Annotated in this window: 20 protein-coding genes; 12 read left to right on the forward strand and 8 right to left on the reverse strand. The window is 73.1% G+C overall.

The genetic code is table 11. The features are described 5' to 3' along the window. Window positions 1-6: 6 nt before the first annotated feature. The gene (locus P696_RS0122165) at window positions 7-915 is read right to left on the reverse strand and encodes a 2-hydroxyacid dehydrogenase (RefSeq protein ID WP_026414054.1); all 909 of its coding nucleotides are present in this window, start codon (window positions 913-915) and stop codon (window positions 7-9) included. Window positions 916-1,017: 102 nt separating this feature from the next. On the opposite strand from P696_RS0122165, the gene P696_RS0122170 reads away from it, so the two are divergent. The 3 genes from P696_RS0122170 to P696_RS0122180 all read left to right on the forward strand — a co-directional run bounded on the left by P696_RS0122170 (window position 1,018) and on the right by P696_RS0122180 (window position 3,889). Next, on the forward strand, window positions 1,018-2,034 hold the full coding sequence (locus tag P696_RS0122170; protein ID WP_026414055.1) for a nitronate monooxygenase: 1,017 nt from the start codon (window positions 1,018-1,020) through the stop codon (window positions 2,032-2,034). Window positions 2,035-2,144: 110 nt separating this feature from the next. Then, window positions 2,145-3,014, forward strand: a complete 870-nt coding sequence (locus P696_RS47275; protein ID WP_026414056.1) for a polysaccharide deacetylase family protein — start codon at window positions 2,145-2,147, stop codon at window positions 3,012-3,014. A 161-nt stretch (window positions 3,015-3,175) separates the two neighbouring features. Continuing rightward, window positions 3,176-3,889: an MgtC/SapB family protein gene (locus P696_RS0122180; RefSeq protein WP_084338014.1), complete on the forward strand. Its 714-nt coding sequence runs from the start codon at window positions 3,176-3,178 to the stop codon at window positions 3,887-3,889. A 134-nt stretch (window positions 3,890-4,023) separates the two neighbouring features. Here the strand turns inward: P696_RS0122180 and P696_RS47280 are convergent, their stop codons facing one another. After that, window positions 4,024-4,503 carry a carboxymuconolactone decarboxylase family protein gene (locus P696_RS47280; protein ID WP_051467995.1) on the reverse strand — a complete coding sequence of 160 codons (480 nt, stop codon included), beginning with the start codon at window positions 4,501-4,503 and terminating at the stop codon, window positions 4,024-4,026. 70 nt (window positions 4,504-4,573) lie between these two features. After that, a complete protein-coding gene (locus P696_RS0122190; protein ID WP_211245833.1) occupies window positions 4,574-5,050 on the reverse strand; it encodes an RrF2 family transcriptional regulator in 477 nt (158 codons plus the stop codon). A gap of 384 nt (window positions 5,051-5,434) precedes the next feature. On the opposite strand from P696_RS0122190, the gene P696_RS0122195 reads away from it, so the two are divergent. Further along, entirely contained in the window at window positions 5,435-6,481 is a 1,047-nt protein-coding gene (locus P696_RS0122195; protein WP_245627768.1) for a S1 family peptidase, read from the forward strand. Window positions 6,482-6,549: 68 nt separating this feature from the next. On the opposite strand, the gene P696_RS47285 is transcribed toward P696_RS0122195, so the two are convergent. Further along, a complete protein-coding gene (locus tag P696_RS47285) occupies window positions 6,550-7,461 on the reverse strand; it encodes a LysR family transcriptional regulator (RefSeq protein ID WP_051467996.1) in 912 nt (303 codons plus the stop codon). Between the two features lie 113 nt (window positions 7,462-7,574). Here P696_RS47285 and P696_RS47290 point away from each other — a divergent pair, with 113 nt between their 5' ends. The 4 genes from P696_RS47290 (at window position 7,575) to P696_RS0122220 (ending at window position 9,772) form a co-directional block, all read left to right on the forward strand. Further along, window positions 7,575-8,021, forward strand: coding sequence for a carboxymuconolactone decarboxylase family protein (locus P696_RS47290; RefSeq protein WP_051467997.1), 447 nt, complete (start codon window positions 7,575-7,577; stop codon window positions 8,019-8,021). Window positions 8,022-8,052: 31 nt separating this feature from the next. After that, window positions 8,053-8,544, forward strand: coding sequence for a nucleoside deaminase (locus P696_RS0122210; RefSeq protein WP_026414060.1), 492 nt, complete (start codon window positions 8,053-8,055; stop codon window positions 8,542-8,544). Between the two features lie 98 nt (window positions 8,545-8,642). Next, window positions 8,643-9,188, forward strand: coding sequence for a DUF1269 domain-containing protein (locus P696_RS47295; protein WP_051467998.1), 546 nt, complete (start codon window positions 8,643-8,645; stop codon window positions 9,186-9,188). Between the two features lie 62 nt (window positions 9,189-9,250). After that, on the forward strand, window positions 9,251-9,772 hold the full coding sequence (locus P696_RS0122220; protein WP_026414061.1) for a GNAT family N-acetyltransferase: 522 nt from the start codon (window positions 9,251-9,253) through the stop codon (window positions 9,770-9,772). A gap of 54 nt (window positions 9,773-9,826) precedes the next feature. Here the strand turns inward: P696_RS0122220 and P696_RS56145 are convergent, their stop codons facing one another. Then, window positions 9,827-9,985 carry a hypothetical protein gene (locus P696_RS56145; RefSeq protein ID WP_157429854.1) on the reverse strand — a complete coding sequence of 53 codons (159 nt, stop codon included), beginning with the start codon at window positions 9,983-9,985 and terminating at the stop codon, window positions 9,827-9,829. 378 nt (window positions 9,986-10,363) lie between these two features. Here P696_RS56145 and P696_RS0122230 point away from each other — a divergent pair, with 378 nt between their 5' ends. Continuing rightward, a complete protein-coding gene (locus P696_RS0122230; protein ID WP_026414062.1) occupies window positions 10,364-11,323 on the forward strand; it encodes a GlxA family transcriptional regulator in 960 nt (319 codons plus the stop codon). Beyond that, entirely contained in the window at window positions 11,320-11,931 is a 612-nt protein-coding gene (locus P696_RS0122235; protein ID WP_026414063.1) for a DJ-1/PfpI family protein, read from the forward strand. The genes P696_RS0122230 and P696_RS0122235 overlap by 4 nt, the downstream gene beginning before the upstream one ends. An 11-nt stretch (window positions 11,932-11,942) precedes the next feature. Here P696_RS0122235 and def read toward each other — a convergent pair whose 3' ends face one another. Then, a complete protein-coding gene (gene def, locus P696_RS0122240) occupies window positions 11,943-12,506 on the reverse strand; it encodes a peptide deformylase (protein ID WP_425394160.1) in 564 nt (187 codons plus the stop codon). Between the two features lie 67 nt (window positions 12,507-12,573). On the opposite strand from def, the gene P696_RS47300 reads away from it, so the two are divergent. Both P696_RS47300 and P696_RS47305 read left to right on the forward strand, forming a co-directional pair. Continuing rightward, a complete protein-coding gene (locus P696_RS47300) occupies window positions 12,574-15,669 on the forward strand; it encodes an ATP-binding protein (protein WP_051467999.1) in 3,096 nt (1,031 codons plus the stop codon). A 59-nt stretch (window positions 15,670-15,728) separates the two neighbouring features. After that, window positions 15,729-16,994: an FAD-dependent monooxygenase gene (locus P696_RS47305; RefSeq protein WP_051468058.1), complete on the forward strand. Its 1,266-nt coding sequence runs from the start codon at window positions 15,729-15,731 to the stop codon at window positions 16,992-16,994. Here P696_RS47305 and P696_RS0122255 read toward each other — a convergent pair. Continuing rightward, a complete protein-coding gene (locus P696_RS0122255) occupies window positions 16,913-18,109 on the reverse strand; it encodes an MFS transporter (protein ID WP_051468000.1) in 1,197 nt (398 codons plus the stop codon). The two genes, P696_RS47305 and P696_RS0122255, sit on opposite strands and share 82 nt — an antisense overlap. Window positions 18,110-18,222: 113 nt before the next feature. Beyond that, entirely contained in the window at window positions 18,223-19,083 is an 861-nt protein-coding gene (locus P696_RS0122260; RefSeq protein WP_026414066.1) for a nitroreductase/quinone reductase family protein, read from the reverse strand. Window positions 19,084-19,138 lie beyond the last annotated feature (55 nt).

Consider the following 19,138-nt stretch of genomic DNA (forward strand, 5'->3'; position numbering starts at 1 on the left):
GCCCGCTCAGCGGACGCGATAGAGGAGGTCCTCGCCCGCCGTGAGGCGGCGGACGTTCTCCGTCGCGACCTCGAAGTAGCGGTCCCACGTCTCGTGCGTGAGCCACGCGACGTGCGGCATCACCACGACGTCCTCGCGCCCCAGCAGCGGATTGTCCGGGGCGACGGGCTCCTGCTCGAAGACGTCGAGGCCCGCGCCCGCGAGGTGGCCGGAGTCGAGCGCGTCCACGAGGGCGCGCTCGTCGATGACCGCCCCGCGCGCGGTGTTCACGACGATCGCGCCGGGACGGAGCATCGCGAGCCGTTCGCGGTTCAGCAGGTGGTGCGTCTCGTCGGTGAGCGGGACGTGCACGGACACGATGTCGCTGGCCCGCAGCATCTCGTCCAGCGGACGCCAGTTCGGGTCGGTCGGACGCGGCGTCCGCGACGTGTACAGGACGTGCGCGCCCATCGCGCTGAGCATCCAGCGCAGCAGCACCGCGATCTCGCCGCCGCCGAGCAGGCCGACGGTGCGTCCGCGGATCTCGCCGCCGGTCAGCGCGGGGTCGGCGGGCCAGCCCCGGCCCGCGCGGGTGTGCGCGTCGAACGGGACGACCTTGCGGAGCGCGGCGAGCATCAGCAGCAGGGCGGTCTCGGCGACGGCGGGCGCGTTGCGTCCGGGCATGTTCGCGACGGCGATGCCGCGCTCCTCCGCCGCGTCCAGGTCGATGGTGTTGACGCCCGTGCCGAGCTTCTGGACGAGCCGGAGCTTCGGCGCGCGGTCGAAGTCCGCGCCGGTCAGCGGACGCAGGACGTGCCAGATGACCTCGGCGTCCGGGAGCAGCTCGGCGAACCTCGCCTCGTCCTGCTCCGAGCAGGTCACCACGTCCCACCCGGGCCGGTCGAACTCCCTGTCGTAGTGCAGCAGGATCCGCACCCCGGCCCCCTCCCGATCGCTCCGCGCCGTCCGACGGCTATCTTGCCGAGAGGAGGGACGTCCCCGCCGGTCGGGGGGCCCGGTGGAGCTCGGGAGGTTCGTATGGGCGGTGCGGCATGGGCCGGGCTTCGGCCCGTCGCGCTGGCGCCGATGGCGGGCGGCGCGGGCCGCCCGGAGCTCGTCGCCGCCGTGATCGAGGCCGGTGGCCTGGGCTTTCTTCCGGCCGGGTACAAGACGGCCGCGCAGATGCGCGCCGATCTCGACGCGACCCGGGCGCTGACCGGCGGCCCGATCGGCGTGAACCTGTTCATGCCGTCCCGGGACGAGGTCGACGACGCGGCCGTCGCCGCCTACCGTGACCGGCTCGCGGACGAGGCGTCCCGCCTGGGCGTCGAGCCCGGCGTGCCGAAGGCCCGCGACGACGACTACGACGCCAAGGTCGCCGACCTCCTCGCCGACCCGCCGGAGTTCGTGAGCTTCACCTTCGGCTGCCCCGGACGGGACGTCGTCCGGGCGTTCCGCCGCGAGGACGTCATCACCGTGGTCACCGTGACGACCGTGGACGAGGCGCGCGAGGCCGTGGACGCGGGCGTCGACGCGCTCTGCGTCCAGGGCGCCGAGGCGGGCGCGCACCGGGGCTCGTTCACCAACACGACCGAGGGCGCGCTGCCGCTGCGCGAGCTGCTGCCCGCCGTCCACGCGATCACCGGCCTTCCGCTGATGGCCGCCGGAGGCGTCGCCACCGCCGGGGACGTCGCCGAACTCCTGGAACTCGGAGCGGTCGCCGCGCAGGTCGGAACGCTGTTCCTGCGCTGCCCGGAGAGCGGCGCGACGCCCGTCGCGAAGGCCGCCCTCGCCGACCCCCGCTTCACCGAGACGGCCGTGACCAGGGCGTTCAGCGGACGCCCCGCGCGCGGCCTGGTCAACCGGTTCCTGCTCGAACACTCGGACGAGGCCCCGGCCGCCTACCCGGACGTCCACTACGTCACCTCCCCGCTCCGCAGGGCCGCCGCCGCGCGCGGCGACGCGGAGGCCGTCAACCTCTGGGCCGGAACCGGCTTCCGCGGCGCCACCGAGAGCCCCGCCGCCGACGTCCTGGACCGCCTCACCCCGCGCTGATCCTCCGTGCCCGGACGTTTGGCCGGACGGTCCGGCGGGGCGGGTGACAAACAGGTGTGAAACGCCGCTAGGTTGTGCCCATCGGGGATCTTTGACGGGGAGGTTGCCGGGTGGGGACCGGTATTTCTGCTGCCTCCGGGCGGCTTGTCGCGGGCGTCGGCTGCGCGGCGTTTCTGCTGGCGGGACTGGCCGGATGCAAGGCGTCCAGCGCGTCCGAACACAAGGGGAAGGCCAACGCGCCGGAGAACATCAAGGGCGGGAGCGGCGTCGAGCAGGTCGATCCGTCCACGTGGCGGAAGTGGGGGCTGAAGCCCATGCGGCCCGCGCCCGCGCCGCCCGCCGACGCCGACAAGCCGATCAGGCTCTCGAAGAAGGGCCCGGCGAAGGTCTTCAGCACCGTGCCGACCAAGGAGAAGATCGTGTTCGTCACGATCGACGACGGCGCGGAGAAGGACCCGAGGTTCGTCGAGATGGCCCGCGAGCTGCGCGTCCCGTTCACGATGTTCCTGATGAACGACGCGATCCTGGCGAACTACGGCTACTTCAAGCCGCTGCAGGCGCTCGGGAACCACGTCCAGAACCACACGCTGAACCACCCGGTCATGCGCAACCTCGGCCCGGAGGCCCAGAAGGCGCAGATCTGCGGCGACCAGACGATCCTGGTGAAGCAGTACACGACCAGGCCGTACCTGTTCCGCCCGCCCTACGGCATGTACAACATGGCCACCCAGGAGGCGGCGGCGTCCTGCGGGATCCACGGCATCGCGCTGTGGCGCGAGTCCATGCAGATCCACGACATGCAGTACGACGACGGGATGAGGAAGCTGCACCCGGGCGACATCATCCTCGCCCACTTCCGGGGCCCGAAGGAGCTCAAGGGCTCGACCATGACGCAGATGTTCGCGGCCCTCCTGAAGCACATCACCAAGCAGGGCTACACCGTCGCCCGCCTGGAGGACTACGTCCGCCCACCCGCCTGACCCGGCCCACATCCCGGCCTGAGCCGGGGACGCCGTGTCTGACCGATTCCGTCCGGAGTTTCCGTTCCGCCGTCACCGGGGAAAGGGAATCCACCGGACGGAGGTGACGATCGGGCGTGCAGGGGCAGGGGTGGGTGCAGCTCGGGGAGCTGCTGCTGGCGATGGTGCTGTCGGCGGCCATCGGGGTCGAGCGCGGCCTGCGCAACAAGAGCGCGGGCCTGCGCACCCACACCCTCGTCGGCGTCGGCGCGGCGCTGTTCATGCTGGTCAGCAAGTACGGCTTCCAGCACGTGCCGGGCGCGCACGTGTCGTTCGACCCGTCCCGGGTGGCGGCGCAGATCGTGTCCGGCATCGGGTTCATCGGCGGCGGGCTGATCTTCGTCCGGCGGGACGCGGTGCGCGGGCTGACCACCGCCGCCGTGGTCTGGGTGACCGCCGCCGTCGGCATGGCCGCGGGCGGCGGCCTCTGGCTGCTCGCGGTCTCGGTCACCGTCGCGCACTTCGCGGTGGTGCTCGGGCTGAACACGGTCGCCGGCTGGCTGCCGCTGGAACGTTTCGCCCGGCACCCCGGACGCGTCCGCGTGCGCCTGACCTACAAGGACGGACGCGGCGTCCTGCGGCGCGTCCTCATGGAGTGCACCGGCCGCGGCTTCGCCGTCGAGGAGGCCTCCGTCGACCGCGAGTACCTCGACGACGAGCCGGACGTCGGACGCGACGAGCGGCACGGCCGGGACGAGGCCGACCACTACCGCACGGCCGCCGTCACCCTCGTCCTGGACGGTTCGGGCGACATCCCCGACCTCACCGCCGCGCTCTCGGAGATGTCCGGCGTCATCGCCGTCCACACCGGCGGCGACCACGACGACCGCGACTGACCGGGGGCTTTCTCCTGGAATGGCGAAAGGCCCGTGCATGACGCCCCATCGCGGACTCGGCCGACGAGGAATGCCATGCGTTCGGACCCTTCGCGTTCACCATAAGCCAGCCTCGGCGTCGCGTAAAGAGGCGGTCACCCTTGGTGAGAAGGGGGCCGGTGCGCCTCGTAGGTAGAGGTGTTGCGGATGGTGACGTTGATGCGGTTCCAGGCGTTGATGGACGCGATCGTCATGACGAGGTAGGCCAGGTCGTCCTCGGAGTAGTGGGCGGCGGCCTCGTCCCAGACCGCGTCCGGGACGGCGTCGGGGGTGTCGGCGATGCGGGTGGCGTACTCGGCCAGGTTCAGCGCGGCGCGCTCCTCGGCCGTGTAGACGGTGGACTCGCGCCAGGCCGCCAGCGACCAGACGCGCCGGTCGCTCTGGCCCTGCTCCTTCAGCTCGGCGGAGTGCATGTCGACGCAGAACGAGCAGCCGTTGATCTGGCTGACGCGCAGCCGGAGCAGGTCGAGCGTGACCCGGGGGACGGTGCCGCGGCCGAGCGCCGCCTCCAGGGAGAGCATCGCCTTGTAGGCGTCGGCGGTCGTGGTCCGGATGGTGCTCAGTCGGGCCTGCATGACGGTTCCTTCCTGGATACTTTATATCCAGATTCGTGGCCCGCGCGGAGGGCGGGCCTGCCGGGGGGAATCAGTTGAGCTCGTACCAGGCGCGGATGCGGTCACCCAGCGCCGGTGACATGCGCTCGGTCTTGGCCTTGAGGTCGGCGAGGGTCTGCGCGGCCAGCGCGCGCCGCCAGGCGAACTCGGCGTCGCGCATCGCGGTGCGGACGGTGCAGGGCAGCTCGAAGCTGCTCTCCGGATGGTTCGCGCCCATGCCCTGTCGCCGGATCTCGGTGCACTGGAACGCCTCGTCCGGGCCCTCGATCGCGGTCACCACGTCCATCAGGGTGATCTTCTCCAGCGGCCTGACCAGCCGGAACCCGCCGCGCGCGCCCGGCGTGGAGGCGAGGATCCCGGCGCGGGCGAGCGCCTGGAGCTGCTTGTTGAGGTACGGGGGCGGCAGCTCGTAGCCCGCCGCGAGCCGCGTCGTCGACACCGGCTCGCCCGTCCCCATCCAGTCGAGCAGGAGGCAGACGTGCACCGCCCACTCGACGCCCTCGTTCATTCGCACAATCAGGACCTTACATATCCAGGTTCCCGGGCGCAACGACGTCTTCCGGCGCCTCCCCGACGACTCGCGCGGCATAGGGATTGCCCTATGCGGCATCCGCAACCATTGTCCTGCTATGGGGGGACGTTCAGGCTGCATGGAGACCGGGGCTCCCACCCCGCCGTCGGGTGTGCTCCACCGCCAAGGGCGCGTCGCGTCCGGAGCCGACCGCGACGGTGCGGTCCCCTCGGTGCCGCCATAGCCGAGGGGGCCGCTCAAGCGGCCACGCGCGACTGGGACCCGCGCGAGGCCGACGGTTGGGGTGTGCTCAGGAGCGACCGGTCGCCCGCGGGCGCGTCGCCAAGGTACGCGCCCTCGTCCCACGGAGGGATAGGCCCCGTGAGCTCCCACCACCTGCCCAGGCGTGCCGGACTGACCGTCCTCGCCGCCGTGGCGCTGACCGCTGCCGCCGCACCCGGCGCGCACGCGGCCCAGCCCAAGCCGCACGACCCCGCGACGACCGCCCGAGAGTTGGCCAAGCAGCTCGGCGGACGTTCGGCGGGCGCCTACGTCGACCGGGCGAGCCACAAGCTGGTCGTCACGGTCACCAATGACGCCGACGCGCGGACGGTCCGCGCCGCCGGAGTCGAGGCCCGCACGGTCGGCCGCGACGGCTCCGCGCTGCGCGCCGCGACCGCCCGGCTCGGCAGGACCGCGAAGGTGCCCGGCACCGCGTGGTCCATCGATCCGCGCACCGACCAGGTCGTCCTGTCGGTGGACCGGACGGTCACCGGCGCGAGGCTCGCCAAGGTCAAGGCCGCGGCGGCCGAACTCGGCCCCGCGGTGCGGATCAAGCACGTCCGTGGCGCTTTCAGGCCGCTGATCAGCGGCGGCGACGCGATCTACGGCGGGAACATCCGCTGCTCGCTCGGCTTCAACGTGCACGACCCGGGCGGCACGGACTACTTCATCACCGCGGGTCACTGCGGGAACGAGGCGGCGACCTGGACCGACGAGTCCGGGAACGTGCTCGGCCAGACCTACGACAGCCGCTTCCCGGGCACCGACTACGCGATCGTCCAGTACACCGGGAACGTCGACCACCCGAGCGACGTGGACCTGTACGACGGCACCACGCAGCCGATCACGCAGGCCGCGGACGCCTACGTCGGCGAGTCCGTGCAGCGCAGCGGCAGCACGTCCGGCGTGCACGGCGGCACCGTCCAGGGCCTGGACGCGACGGTCAACTACCAGGAGGGCACCGTCTACGGACTGATCGACACCGACGTCTGCGCCGAGCCCGGCGACAGCGGCGGCTCGCTGTTCGACGGGACCTCCGCCCTCGGCCTCACCTCCGGCGGCAGCGGCGACTGCTCGTCCGGCGGCGAGACCTTCTTCCAGCCGGTCGGACCCGTCCTCGGCGCCTACGGCGTCGACGTCGGCTGACCTCCGGCCGGTCGCCTGGCCGTCGCCCCGGCCAGGTGACCGGCCCCCCGCTCCCCGGCCGGCCGCCGTCACCCCGCGGGCGGCCGGCCGGGCACCCCGCCCCGCCCGAGCTCGGCGAGCGCGGCGCGGGCGCGTCCGACCAGCGGGTTCGGATCGTCCGCGCGCCACACCAGGTGCTGCGCCGTGGACGTCCCGGCCAGCGGGCGCGCGGCCACCCCGACCCGGCGCAGCGAGCGCATCGCGTCGGGCAGCACCGCGCCGCCGAACCCGGCCGCGACCAGCGCGAGCAGCGTCGGGACGGTGCGTCCCTCGGCCGCGATCACGGGCACGACCCCGGCCCGGTCGCACAGCGCGATGATCTCGTCGTGCGAGCGCGCCGACGCCTCGCGCGGCCACAGCACCAGCGGGATCCGGCCGAGCGCGCTCAGCGCCAGCGGGCCCGTCCCGGCCGCGAGCGCGTGGTTCTCCGGGACGAACAGCGTCATCGGCTCCCGCCACCACACCTGGGCCGCGAGCCGCGCGTCCCGTCCGGGCAGGCGGTGGACGGACAGGTCGTACCGGCCGGACAGGACGCCGTCGGACATGTCGGCGTCGCTGAAGCTCTCCTCCAGCCGCAGGTCGACGCCCGGCAGCTCGCGGCGCAGCCTGCCGAGCGCGCCGCCGAGCGGCCCGTTGATCCCGGACGGCCCGAACGCGACGGTGAGCCGTCCGGACAGCCCGCGCGCGGCGAGCCGGACGTCCTCCAACGCCGCGTCCGCCTCGGCGAGGATCACCCGGGCCCGGCGCAGCAGCGCCCGCCCGGCCTCGGTCGGCACGAGCCCGCGGCCCTCCCGCTCGAACAGCCGTGTGCCGAGCTCCCGCTCCAGGTCGCGCAGCTGACGGCTCAGCGTCGGCTGCGTGAGGTGCATCCGCCGCGCCGCCGCGCTGACCGACCCCTCCTCGGCGATCGCGACGACGTAGCCGAGCAGCCGAATCTCCATCCATACCTCCCAGGCATAGCAAGCATAGAGTCACATGCCTCCAGGGCAGCTGCCCGGCCGCGCCGGGACAGGATCGGGACATCGCCTGAACGGATGCGACAAGGGAGCACGCGATGAACCGGAACGAGCGTTTCGAGCACGGCATGGAGATCCTGGAGCGGGTGGACGGCGAGGGCGGGCGCCGCGTCGTCGCGTCGCTCGGCGACGTGTCGCCCGAGCTCGGCCACCAGGTCGTGGCCTGGGCCTTCGGCGACATGTACGCGCGGCCCGAGCTGCCGCCGCGCGACCGCCAGCTGGTCACCCTCGGCATCCTGACCGCGCTCGGCGGCTGCGAGATCGAGCTGGACGTGCACATCAACGCGGCGCTGAACGTCGGGCTGACCGCCACGGAGATCTCCGAGGCGCTGCTGCACGCGGCCGTCTACGCCGGGATGCCGCGCGCGATCAACGCGACGCTCGTCGCCAAGCGGGTGTTCGCCGAGCGCGGCCTGCCGCCCGTCCGCAACAGCGGCGACGGCCGCGACCACCTGCCCGACGATCAGCAGGTGACGATCGCCTAACCTCGGCTTGGGGACAGACCGAGGGGGACCGATGACCTGGTACGAGCCGACCGAGACCGAGCGCGCGCACCTGCGCCGCTGCGTGGACCTGGCCGCCGAGGCCCTCGCGGACGGCGACGAGCCGTTCGGCTCGGTGCTGGTGTCGGCGTCCGGCGAGGTGCTGTTCGAGGACCGCAACCGCGTCAAGGGCGGCGACCGGACCCGGCATCCCGAGTTCGAGATCGCGCGCTGGGCGGCTGAGAACGTCCCGGCGTCCAAGCGCGAGCAGGCGACCGTGTACACCTCCGGCGAGCACTGCGCGATGTGCTCGGCCGCGCACGCCTGGGTCGGCCTCGGGCGCATCGTCTACGCGTCCTCGACGATGCAGCTCGTCGTCTGGCTGGACGAGCTGGGCGTGGCGCCCGCGCCCGTCCGTCCGCTCGCCGTGAACGCGGTCGCGCCGGGCGTCCCGGTGGACGGGCCGGTGGAGGAGTTCGCCGAGGAGATCCGGGAGCTGCACCGCGCCCTGCACGGCCGGGGGTGAACGCGCAGGTCAGGCCGGTGGAAGCTCATTAAGCGTGGGTATGGGTCCCTCCGGGGGGCGGTGGAACGGCCGTCCGGAAGGATCGGGGGGAACCGACGATGAGTGATCTCGTGGCGATCGCCTACAACGACGTGGAGACCGCCAAGCGGGTCCGGGAGAAGGTCCGGGAGCTCCAGACGCAGCACATCATCGAGGTCCAGGACGCGGTGGTGGTCGAGCGCCGCGAGGACGGGAAGATCAAGCTGCACCAGGCGGTGCACACGGTCCGTGGGGGCGCGGCGGGCGGCGCGCTCTGGGGCGGGCTGATCGGGCTGATCTTCCTCCAGCCGCTGATCGGCGCGGCCATCGGCGGCGCGACCGGTGCCGCGATGGGCGCGGTCACCGACCTCGGCATCGACGACGCGTTCATGCGCCGCCTCGGCGAGGGCCTGCGTCCGGGCGCGGCGGCGGTCTTCCTGCTCATCACCAAGAGCACGCCGGACAAGGTGCTGCCCGAACTCGCGCAGTTCGGCGGCCAGGTCATCCAGACCTCGCTGTCGGAGGAGCAGGAGGAGCAGCTCCGCGAGGCCCTCGAGCAGCAGCCCGCGCAGGAGGGCCCCGCGCCCGAGCACCACGACTCCGGAAGCGTCATGCCCGCCGACTGACCGCGCGGACGGGGGCTGAGCCCGGTTCGTCAGGGGCGTCCCGATTCGGCGATCATGGGCGGATGAGCATCACCCGACTTGTCACCCTTGCGGACGCGGCCGAGCTCGCCGACCTGTACCGCGCGAACCGGGAGTTCCTCGCGCCCTGGGAGCCCGTCCGCGAGGAGCGGTTCTTCACCGAGGCCGGGCAGGGGGACGTGCTGGCCGTGATGCTGGACGACCACGCGCGCGGGAGGGCGGTGCCGCGCGTGATCCTGGACGACGACGGCGCGATCGCCGGACGCGTCAACCTGGTCGACATCGTCCGCGGGGCCTTCCAGAACGCGCACCTCGGGTACTGGGTGAGCGGCGCGGCGAACGGGCGCGGCCTGGCCACGCGCGCGGTCGCGGAGATCGTGCGGATCGCGTTCGAGAGCCTCGACCTGCACCGCGTGCAGGCCGCGACGCTCGTGCACAACGAGCGCTCGCAGCGGGTGCTGGGGCGCAACGGCTTCGTCCGGTACGGGGTCGCTCCGGACTACTGCAAGATCGCGGGACGCTGGCAGGACCACGCGCTCTACCAGCTCGTCCGCGCGCAGGAGTGAGGGCTACCCGGCAGCAGAGTCCGGCCGCCCCGGGCGGGGCGGCCGGACGGGGGACTAGCGGCCTCGGTTGAACTGCCGGGTGGGCGTGCGCCCGGCGTTCCTGCGCCCGTGGTCCGCCAGGGAGGCCGCGCGCGGATTCTTGAAGTCGTTCTTGGACTTCTTCTTCGCGATGGCCTTGGCGAAGGGCGTTTCGTCGTTGTTTTGGAATCGCATAAAGAGACACCTCCGGGCATGCTCGAATTCGGCCTGTGAAAGGCCGCGATAAGAAGGGTCGGCGGTCCGCGGGCAGGCGTCGGGCATGGCTGGACGCGCGTGTGACGGCGTGACAGGCGTGCACGACGAGACCGAAGGACGGCCGGTGGGGGAGACGGGGAGCGGGCCGCGGACGTGCGGGCCGTCGTTCAGGACGGGCACGTGGCGGGCGGCTCAACCCGGAAGATGTTTCACAGCTCCATGGCAGCGATATTAGTGGGAAACCCGGGTCCGTTGTCAACTGATAATTCGCGGAATAATGCGCCGCGCGCCGTTTGGCGCGATCTGTGGGGTAGGCGTCGTTGACGCCATCGCCCGCCGGGCGGCACGCTCGGAGGCGTGAAGCGTGTCGTGTTCGTCGTCTTCGACGGGTTCCAGTCGCTCGACCTGTCCGGTCCGTTCGAGGTGTTCTCGTTCACCGGGCGGTACGAGTGCCTGGTCGTCGCGCCCGAGGCCGGGGAGGTCCGGGCCTTCAGCGGGCTGCCGGTCGTCGCCCGGCACGGCGTCCGCGACCTGGACCCGTCCGAGGGCGTCGACACGGTCGTGGTCGTGGGCGGGGCCGGGGTGGACGCGGCCGTCGAGGACGAGGCGCTGGTCGGCTGGATCCGGGACGCGGCGCGGGGCGCGCGGCGGGTGGCGTCGGTGTGCAGCGGCGTGCTGCTGCTCGGCGCGGCGGACCTGCTCGGCGGCAGGCGCGTCACGACGCACTGGGAGCGCGCGGAGCAGGTCCGCCGGGCGCATCCGGAGGCCGTGGTCGACTGCGACCCCATCTACGTCCGGGACGGCCGGGTCTGGACCTCGGCGGGCGTGACCGCCGGGATGGACCTCGCGCTCGCCCTGGTCGAGGACGACCTCGGCCGGGACGTCGCGCACACGGTCGCCCGCGAGCTGGTGCTGTTCCTGCGCCGCCCCGGCAGCCAGTCGCAGTTCAGCGTCCCGCTGTGGACGGCCCGTCCGGGGAGCGACCCCATCCGGACGGCCGTGGACGCGGTCAACGCCCGCCCCGGCGACCGGCACGGCATCGGCGACCTGGCCGAACGCGCCGGGCTCAGCCCGAGGCAGCTGCAGCGCCGGTTCACCGCGGAGATGGGCGTCCCGCCCGGCGGATACGTCGAGCGGGTCCGGATCGAGGCGGCGCGGCGCGCGCTCGCCGAGACCGCCGAACCGGTCGAGACACTCGCCCGGCGGCTCGGCTTCGGCACCGGCGAGACGCTGCGCCGCGCTTTCCACCGGACGGTCGGGGTCGCGCCGTCCGACTATCGCGAACGATTCCGATCGACGGGAAGGGACGTCCGATGACGACCGACGGATCCAGGCAGGGGCTCACCTACGGACTGCTGCTGTTCGAGGGCGCTGAGGAGCTCGACTTCGCGGGGCCCTGGGAGATCTTCACGGCCTCCTCGATGACCCGGGAGGGCGCGGACACCGCGGTGCTGATCGCCGCGACGGACGGGCCCGTCCGGTGCAACAAGGGCATGCGGGTGCTGCCGGACCACACCATCGACGACCACCCCGACCTGGACGTCCTGCTCGTCCCGGGAGGGAACGGGCGCGTCCAGGCCGGGAAGGACCCCGCGATCACCGGCTGGCTCGCGGCGACCGCGCCGAAGGCGCGATGGGTGACCAGCGTGTGCACCGGTTCGCTGCTGCTGCACGACGCGGGCCTGCTGAACGGCAGGCGCGCCGCGACGCACTGGGCCGCCGAGGACGAGCTGGACGCGCGCGAGGACGTCACGCTCGTCCGGGGCGAGCGCTTCGTCGTGGACGGCAACGTGGTCACCAGCCAGGGCGTGTCGGCGGGCATCGACATGGCCCTGTGGCTGGTCGGCCGGCTGCACGGCGTCGACCACGCGCGCGGCGTCCAGAAGTACGTGCAGTACTTCCCCGAGCCGCCCTACGCCGGCTGAACCGCGGGCCGCTACAGAGGCTGCTCGGCGTCGGCCTGGGCGTTGGCCTCGACCTCGGCGCGGATCTCCTCCATCTCGCGCAGCACCTTCTTGCGGGCGCGGGTGGAGAGGCGGTCGATGTAGAGCTTGCCGTTCAGGTGGTCGGTCTCGTGCTGGAGGCAGCGGGCGAGCAGCCCCGTCCCCTCGACGGTGACGGGGTTGCCGTCCACGTCGAAGCCGTGGCAGGTGGCGCGGTCGGGCCGGGCGAGCGGCGCGTGCGGGCCGGGCACCGACAGGCAGCCCTCGTCACCGTCGTCGAGGTGGCGGTCCGGGCCCTCGGGCAGGACGACCGTGGGGTTGCAGACCACGCCCTTCTGGTGGACGTCGTCGCCGTCCGGGCAGTCGTAGACGAAGACGCGCAGGTCGACGCCGATCTGGTTCGCGGCGAGCCCGACGCCGTCGGCCTCGTACATGCTGGCGAACATGTCGTCCACCAGGGCCGCGAGGTCGGCGTCGTAGCTCTCCACCGGACGCAGGGAGCGGTGGAGGATCGGCTCCCCCACCACGGTGATCGGTCGTGCCTGTCCGCTCGTCATGGCCTGCATGGTAGTCAGCCGACGGTCGGGCCTGCGCAAAGAGTGGTTCGGGACGATAATCACGTTCATGCGGTTCGGGGTTCTCGGAGCGACGGCGGCGTGGCGGACGGACGGGACCCCGGTCCCGCTCGGTGGCCCGGCACGCCGCGCTCTGCTGGCGTTGTTGCTGGTCAGGCCGGGAGAGGCGGTGTCCGCCGAGGGCCTTGCGGACGAGCTTTACACCGGCGGCGGGCAGGCGGGCCGGGGCGGCCCGGCGCACGCGCTCCAGTCGCAGGTGTCGCGGCTGCGGGGCGTCCTGCGCCCGGACGCCGACATCGAGAGCACCCCCGCCGGATACCGGCTGACCCGCACGGACACCGACGCGGCCCGGTTCGAGGCCCTGGCGGAGGACGGCCGGGCGGCGCTCGCGGCCGGGGACGCGTCCCGCGCCGCCGACCTGCTCGCCGAGGCGCTCGGCCTGTGGCGCGGCCCGGCCTTCGCGGACGCGGCGGAGACGGCGTCCGGCGGCGCGGCGGCCACCCGGCTGGACGAGCTGCGGTTCGCCGCGCTCGTCGCCCGCGCCGAGGCGGACCTCGCGCTGGGCCGCCACGACGCCGCCGTCGCCGAACTGCGCGACCTGGTCGCCCGGCATCCACTGCGCGAGGACCTGCGCGCCCTGCTCATGCGGGCGCTCGCGGCGGGCGGACGGCAGGCCGAGGCGCTCACCTTCTTCGAGGAGACGCGCGTCCTGCTGGCGGACGAACTGGGCGCCGACCCCTCACCCGAGCTGACCGCTCTTCACCGGGCCCTCCTCCAGGGCACGGCCGCCGCGCCGCCCCCGGCGGCGAGGCCGCGCCCCCGGACGGCCCGTCCCGGCACTCCCATCAGTGGTTTCGTCGGACGGGACGACGACCTCGCCGGAGTCCTGGACGGCCTCGCGAGCGGACGCCTCGTCACCCTCTTCGGGCCGGGCGGCGTCGGCAAGACGCGGCTGTCCGGGGAGGTCGCGCGGCGCTGGGACGGCGAGGTCGCGTTCGCGCCGCTCGCGCCCGTCGCCGACCCCGCGCAGGCGGTGCTCCAGGCCCTCGGCCTGCGCGAACGCGGCCTGCTGAGCGGCGGCGGCGGCGACCCGGACCCCGAGGAGCGCCTGGTCGCCGCGCTCGCCGAACGCCGTCTGCTGCTCGTCCTGGACAACTGCGAGCATGTGGTCGGGGACGCGGCGAACCTGGCCTGGCGGCTCCTCTCCGAGTGCCCTGACCTGCGGATCCTCGCGACGAGCCGGGAGCCGCTGGACGTGGCGGGGGAGCGGCTGTGGCAGGTCCGCCCGCTCCCGCAGGACGACGCCGCGCGCCTGTTCGAGGAGCGGGCGAGGGCCGCGCGCCGCGACGTCGTCCTGGACGGGCCGCTCGTCCGGAAGGTCTGCGCCGCGCTGGACGACCTGCCGCTCGCGATCGAGCTGGCGGCGGCCCGGCTGCGCACGCACGAGCTGCCCGACGTGGCCGAACGCCTGGACGACCGGTTCGCGCTGCTCGCGCGCGGCAGCCGCACCGCCGACGCCCGGCACCGGACGCTCCGCGCCGTCGTCGACTGGAGCTGGGAGCTGCTCACCGAGGACGAACGCGCGGCGGCACGCCGTTTCACCGTGTTCGCCGGAGGAGCCACCGCCGCCACCGCGCTGAAGGTCGCGCGCGCGGACGAGGAGACCCTGACGGCGCTCGCCGACCGCTCGCTTCTCGACTTCTCCCAAGGCCGCTACCGGATGCTGGAGACGATCCGCGCCTACGGCACCGAGAAGCTGGACGAAGCGGGCGAGACGGACGAGTTCCACGCCGCGCACACCGCCCATCTCCTTGCCCTCACCGCCGATGCCGACCTGCTCGGATCCGGCCAGCTCGCGGCCCTCGACCGGCTCGCCGCCGAGCACGACGACCTGTTCGCCGCCCTCCGCCGAGCCATCGGGGCGGGGCGCGTCGGCACCGCGTCCCGCCTGCTCACGGCCATGTCGATCTACCTCTGGATCCGGGGCCTGGCGGGCTCGGCCGCCCCTCTCGCCGCCGCGATCCTGGACCTGGAGGCGTCCGATCCGTCCGTCGACCTCCCGCCCGAGGAGTACGCCGTCTGCGTCACGATCGCCGGGACGCACGCGACCGACCGGCAGCGCGAGCGCGCCGCGTCCGCGCTCGCCGAGGCGGACCGTCCGCTCAGGAACTCCATGACCGCGTTGCAGTGGCTCATGAACTCGGTCGGCGGCGGCGACGTGAGCGTCCAGTACAGGACGCTGATGGCCGAGCGCGAGAGCCCGGACCGGTGGGCGCGGGCGGCGGCGCACCTGATGTCCGGCTACCCGCAGCTCGCGCAGGGTGACCTCGCGCAGGCCGAACAGGAGTACCAGACGGCCGCCGACGGCTTCCGCCAGCTGGGCGAACGTTGGGGGACGGCGCTCGCGCTGGACGCCCTGGCCGGGCTCGCCGCGACGACCGGCGACACCGCCCGCGCGGTCGCCCTCACCGACGAGGCCCTGACGCTCGCCGGGGAGCTCGGCGCGGCCGACGACCTCGCCGACCTGCTCTGCAACCGCGGCGACCTCCGCGCGGCGGACGACCCGGAGGCCGCCCGCGCCGACTACGCCGAGGCCGCCGCCGTGGCCCGCCGCGCCGGGAACGCCACCTGCCTCGCAGCCGCCCTGCGCGGTCAGGCCGATATGGCCCTGGCCAAGGGTGACAAGGACGAAGCGCAACGCCTCTACGAAGAGGCGCTCGACCGCTTCGACGCGACCTGGGTGAAGAGCGTCGGAAACCGCGTCCGCACCCTCATCGGCCTAGGACGCATCGCCGAACCCGCCCCGAAGGCAGCCGACCTCTACCGTCAGGCCGTCGAAGTGGCCGCCGTCATCGGAGCGCTATCGGAGGCGGCACGCGCCGTCGTCGCGCTCGCGCACGTGCACGAAGGGAAGGAGGCCGCGCGCATGCTCGGCGCGGCGACCGTCCTACGCGGCATGGACGCGGTGGCCGATCCCGACGTCACGGAGATCGAGGAGACGGTGCGCGAACAGCTCGGGGACGACGCCTATACGGCCGCGTACCGCGAGGGCCTCCGGCTCAGCCACGATGAGGTTCTGCTCTTGGCGGGCCTGTCCGAGGAGACCGTCCAGAAGACGCCTCTGAATGTCCTCCCGGAGTTCTGAACAGCGGCGGTGAGCCTGCGGTGAGGTCGCGGTGAGCGGCCTCCCGCAGAGTCATGGCCATGACGAAGAACATCCTGATCTCGGGCGCCTCGGTCGCCGGTCCCGCCCTCGCCTACTGGCTCCACCGCCACGGCCACTCGGTCACGATCGTCGAGAAGGCCACCGGACTCCGCGACGGCGGCTACGCCGTCGACTTCCGGGGTGAGGCGCACCTGCGGATCCTCCGGGAGATGGGCGTCCTGGACGACATCCGCCGCGAGCAGACCCACACGGGCGCCATGGTCTACGTGAACGCGAACGGCAAGAAGCTGGCGTCCATGCCCGCCGACCTGTTCGCGGGCGACGTGGAGATCCTGCGCGGCGACCTGGCCCGCATCCTGTTCGAGAAGACCGCGCCGTACACCCGGTACGTCTTCGGCGACTCGATCGCCCGCATGGACGAGGAGCGCGTCGCTGGAGAGAGCACAGGCGTGACCGTCACCTTCGACAGCGGCGCGGTCGGACGCTACGACCTGGTCATCGGCGCGGACGGCCTGCACTCGGGCGTCCGGCGGCTCGCGTTCGGGCCGGAGGAGGACCACGTGTCCCACCTCGGCCTCTACTGCGCGATCTTCACCGTCCCGAACCACCTCGGCATCGACCACGCGGGCCTCGCGTACACCACGCCCGGCAAGGTCGTCACGATGTACAGCGCGCGGGAGAACACCGAGGCCAAGGCCGTGTTCTACTTCGGCGCGCCGCTCACCGACATCGACCGCAGGGACGTCGCCGCGCAGCAGCGGCTGCTCGCCGAGACGTTCGCGGGCAACGGCTGGGAGTCCGACCGGCTGCTCGGCATGATGGCGGACGCCCCCGACTTCTACTTCGACTCGGTCAGCCAGGTCCGCATGGACGGCTGGACGCGCGGTCGCGTCGCCCTCCTCGGGGACGCCGCGTACTGCCCGTCCTCGCTGTCCGGGATGGGCACCGGCCTCGCCATGGTCGCCGCGTACGTCCTCGCGGGCGAGCTGGCCGAGGCCGGTGGCGACCACGTCGTCGCGTTCGCCCGCTACGAGGAGGCGATGCGCGAGTACGTCGCGGGCTGCCAGAAGCAGGGGCAGGGCGTCGCGAGGCTGATGGTGCCGGAGAACCGCGTGATCGCGTGGCTGCTGCGGCAGAACTACAAGCTCATGCCGTACCTGCCGGGCAAGAAGATGATCGCGAACAGCGTCCGGAAGACGGCCGAGAACATCGCGCTGAAGGACTACCTCGTGCGCCGGTCCAGCCAGACCGGGACGATCGTGAGCGCGAGCAGCCCGGCCGTGATCGCGAACCCGCCCGCGTAGGACGCGACGGACACCACGATGCCGAACCCGACCGCGCCGACGCCGATCCCCGCGTCGTACGCGATGTTCCACAGCGCGCTGACCCGGCCGTACTCGGTCCGGGTCACGCGTCCGAGCATCAGCGCCAGCGTGGCCGTCTGCGCGATGCCGAACCCGGCCCCGAACAGCCCCGGCCCGACGATCACCGCGACCGGGCTGCCCGTCCAGACGAGCGTGGCGGCCCCGGCCGTGGTCAGCACCACCATCGGGACGAGCAGCGCCCGCGACCCGTACCGGTCGGCGAACCGGCCGGACAGCCAGCGCGTGAACGGCGTCGCGAGGGACATGGCGAACAGCGACCCGGCCGCGAGCCCGGCCGTCGCGCCGTGCACCGCGAGCGGCAGGAACGTCTGGAGCACGCCGGTGGTGAACGTGATCGCCGCGAACATGATCGCGGGACGGGCCAGCTCCGGCCGCAGGGCGGCGGCGATCAGCCCGCCGTGCTCGGGCGGCGCGTCCTCGCTCCCGTCGCGGGCGTGGCGCAGACCGGGCAGTCCGCCCAGGGCGACCAGCGGGGCGACCGCGACCACCGCCGCCGCCACGAACAGCACGCCGAACCCGGCGTGCTCGCTGAGCCAGAGCCCGAGCGGCAGGCAGGACAGCGCGGGGATCCCGACCGCGACCCCGTAGATCCCGAGCGCCTCGCTCCGCCGCTCGGGCGCGACGGTCTCGGCGATCAGCGCCGTGCCCGCGACGACCAGGATCCCGAGCCCCGCGCCGCGCAGCGCGCAGGCCAGCAGCACGACGGGCAGCGTGCCCGACGCGAGCGGCAGCAGCGATGGCAGCCCCAAGAGCAGGAGCGCGGCCGCGAGCGTCACGCGGTATCCGTACCGGCTCGCCATCCTGGGCGTCACCGGCTCCAGCAGGATCGTCGCGAGCATCATCGCGCCCGTCGTCAGCCCCGCCCCGAAGCCGCCTCCGCCGTTCCGCGCCGCGAACAGCGGCATCGTCGACATCAGCAGGTAGCAGCTGGCCATCCCGCCGAACGAGAGCCCGCCCAGCGTCACGTACGCCTTGGTGAGGATCGGCGGCCGGACGGTTGCGGGGGCCCTGACCGGGACATCCTGGACGCTCACGGGTCACGCTCCTCGCGGGGGACAGAGGATGGGAATCCCCATCGTCTGCCGCCCGGAGGATCCGGGGATCGGGCAATAGCCTTATTTTCCGGGCCCCGCGGTGTGCGCGGCGGCTAAGCCGGGCCGCGGAGCGCGGCGGGGTCGACGACGTCCAGGACGGGGATCAGGCGGCGTTCCTCGTCGGCGAAGTGGGCGTCGATCTCGATCGACAGCCGCTCGATCTCCTCGCGGCGCTCCTCCGGGTCGAGGTCGGCCCGAGCGCAGAGGGCCTCCAGCTCGGCGCGCTTCTCCGCGAGGACGACGTGCTGGCGGCGCAGTTCGTCCAGCGTCGGGGTGAGGCTCGGGTACAGCCGCTCGATGCGCGGGAAGACGCCCTCCTCCTTGCCGTGGTGCGACTCCAGGTCGCCGCAGAAGGTGAGGCAGTGCGTGCGCAGTTGCTCCAGCAGCCTGGGCGTGGGGGCTGTGCCGAAGGCGGCGACCTCGAGCAGGTCGCCGAGGGCGGTCCGGAGGTCCTCGTGGACGAGGGCGAGCTGGGCGCCGATCGCGTTCTCGCGCTCCGGGTCGACCTCGTACAGGACGACGACCGGGAACGTCCGGGTCGTCCGCTTCTGGTACTCGCCGAACGCCTCGGACGACTCGACCATCCGCGCGAACAGCCGGTCGCGCTCGTCGCCGTGCGCCGGGATCGCGGTCGCCGCGTACGTGGACGTCCCGATCTCGACGGTGACGCGCGGGTCCTCGACCAGGTTGCGGAACCAGAGCGGGTCGTCGTCGCTGCCCGCGTTGGTGGCGAAGACGACGGGCCGTCCGTGGTCGTCCTCCTGGTAGGCGAGCGGCGTGGTCCGGGGCTCCCCGGACCGGGAGCCCGTGGTGGTGAGAAGCAGCAGCGGCGTCCCGGCGAAGTACCCGCCGACCTTCCCGCCGTTGCCCCGGAACTCCTCGACGACCGGACGGTTGAACTCGGTATAGGTCATGCCCCTGGCCTCCGCTTAAGCTGAACCCGCCGAATCATGTTTGCTTTGCAAGCAA

Source organism: Actinomadura oligospora ATCC 43269 (assembly GCF_000518265.1).
Classification (GTDB): Bacteria; Actinomycetota; Actinomycetes; order Streptosporangiales; family Streptosporangiaceae; genus Spirillospora; species Spirillospora oligospora.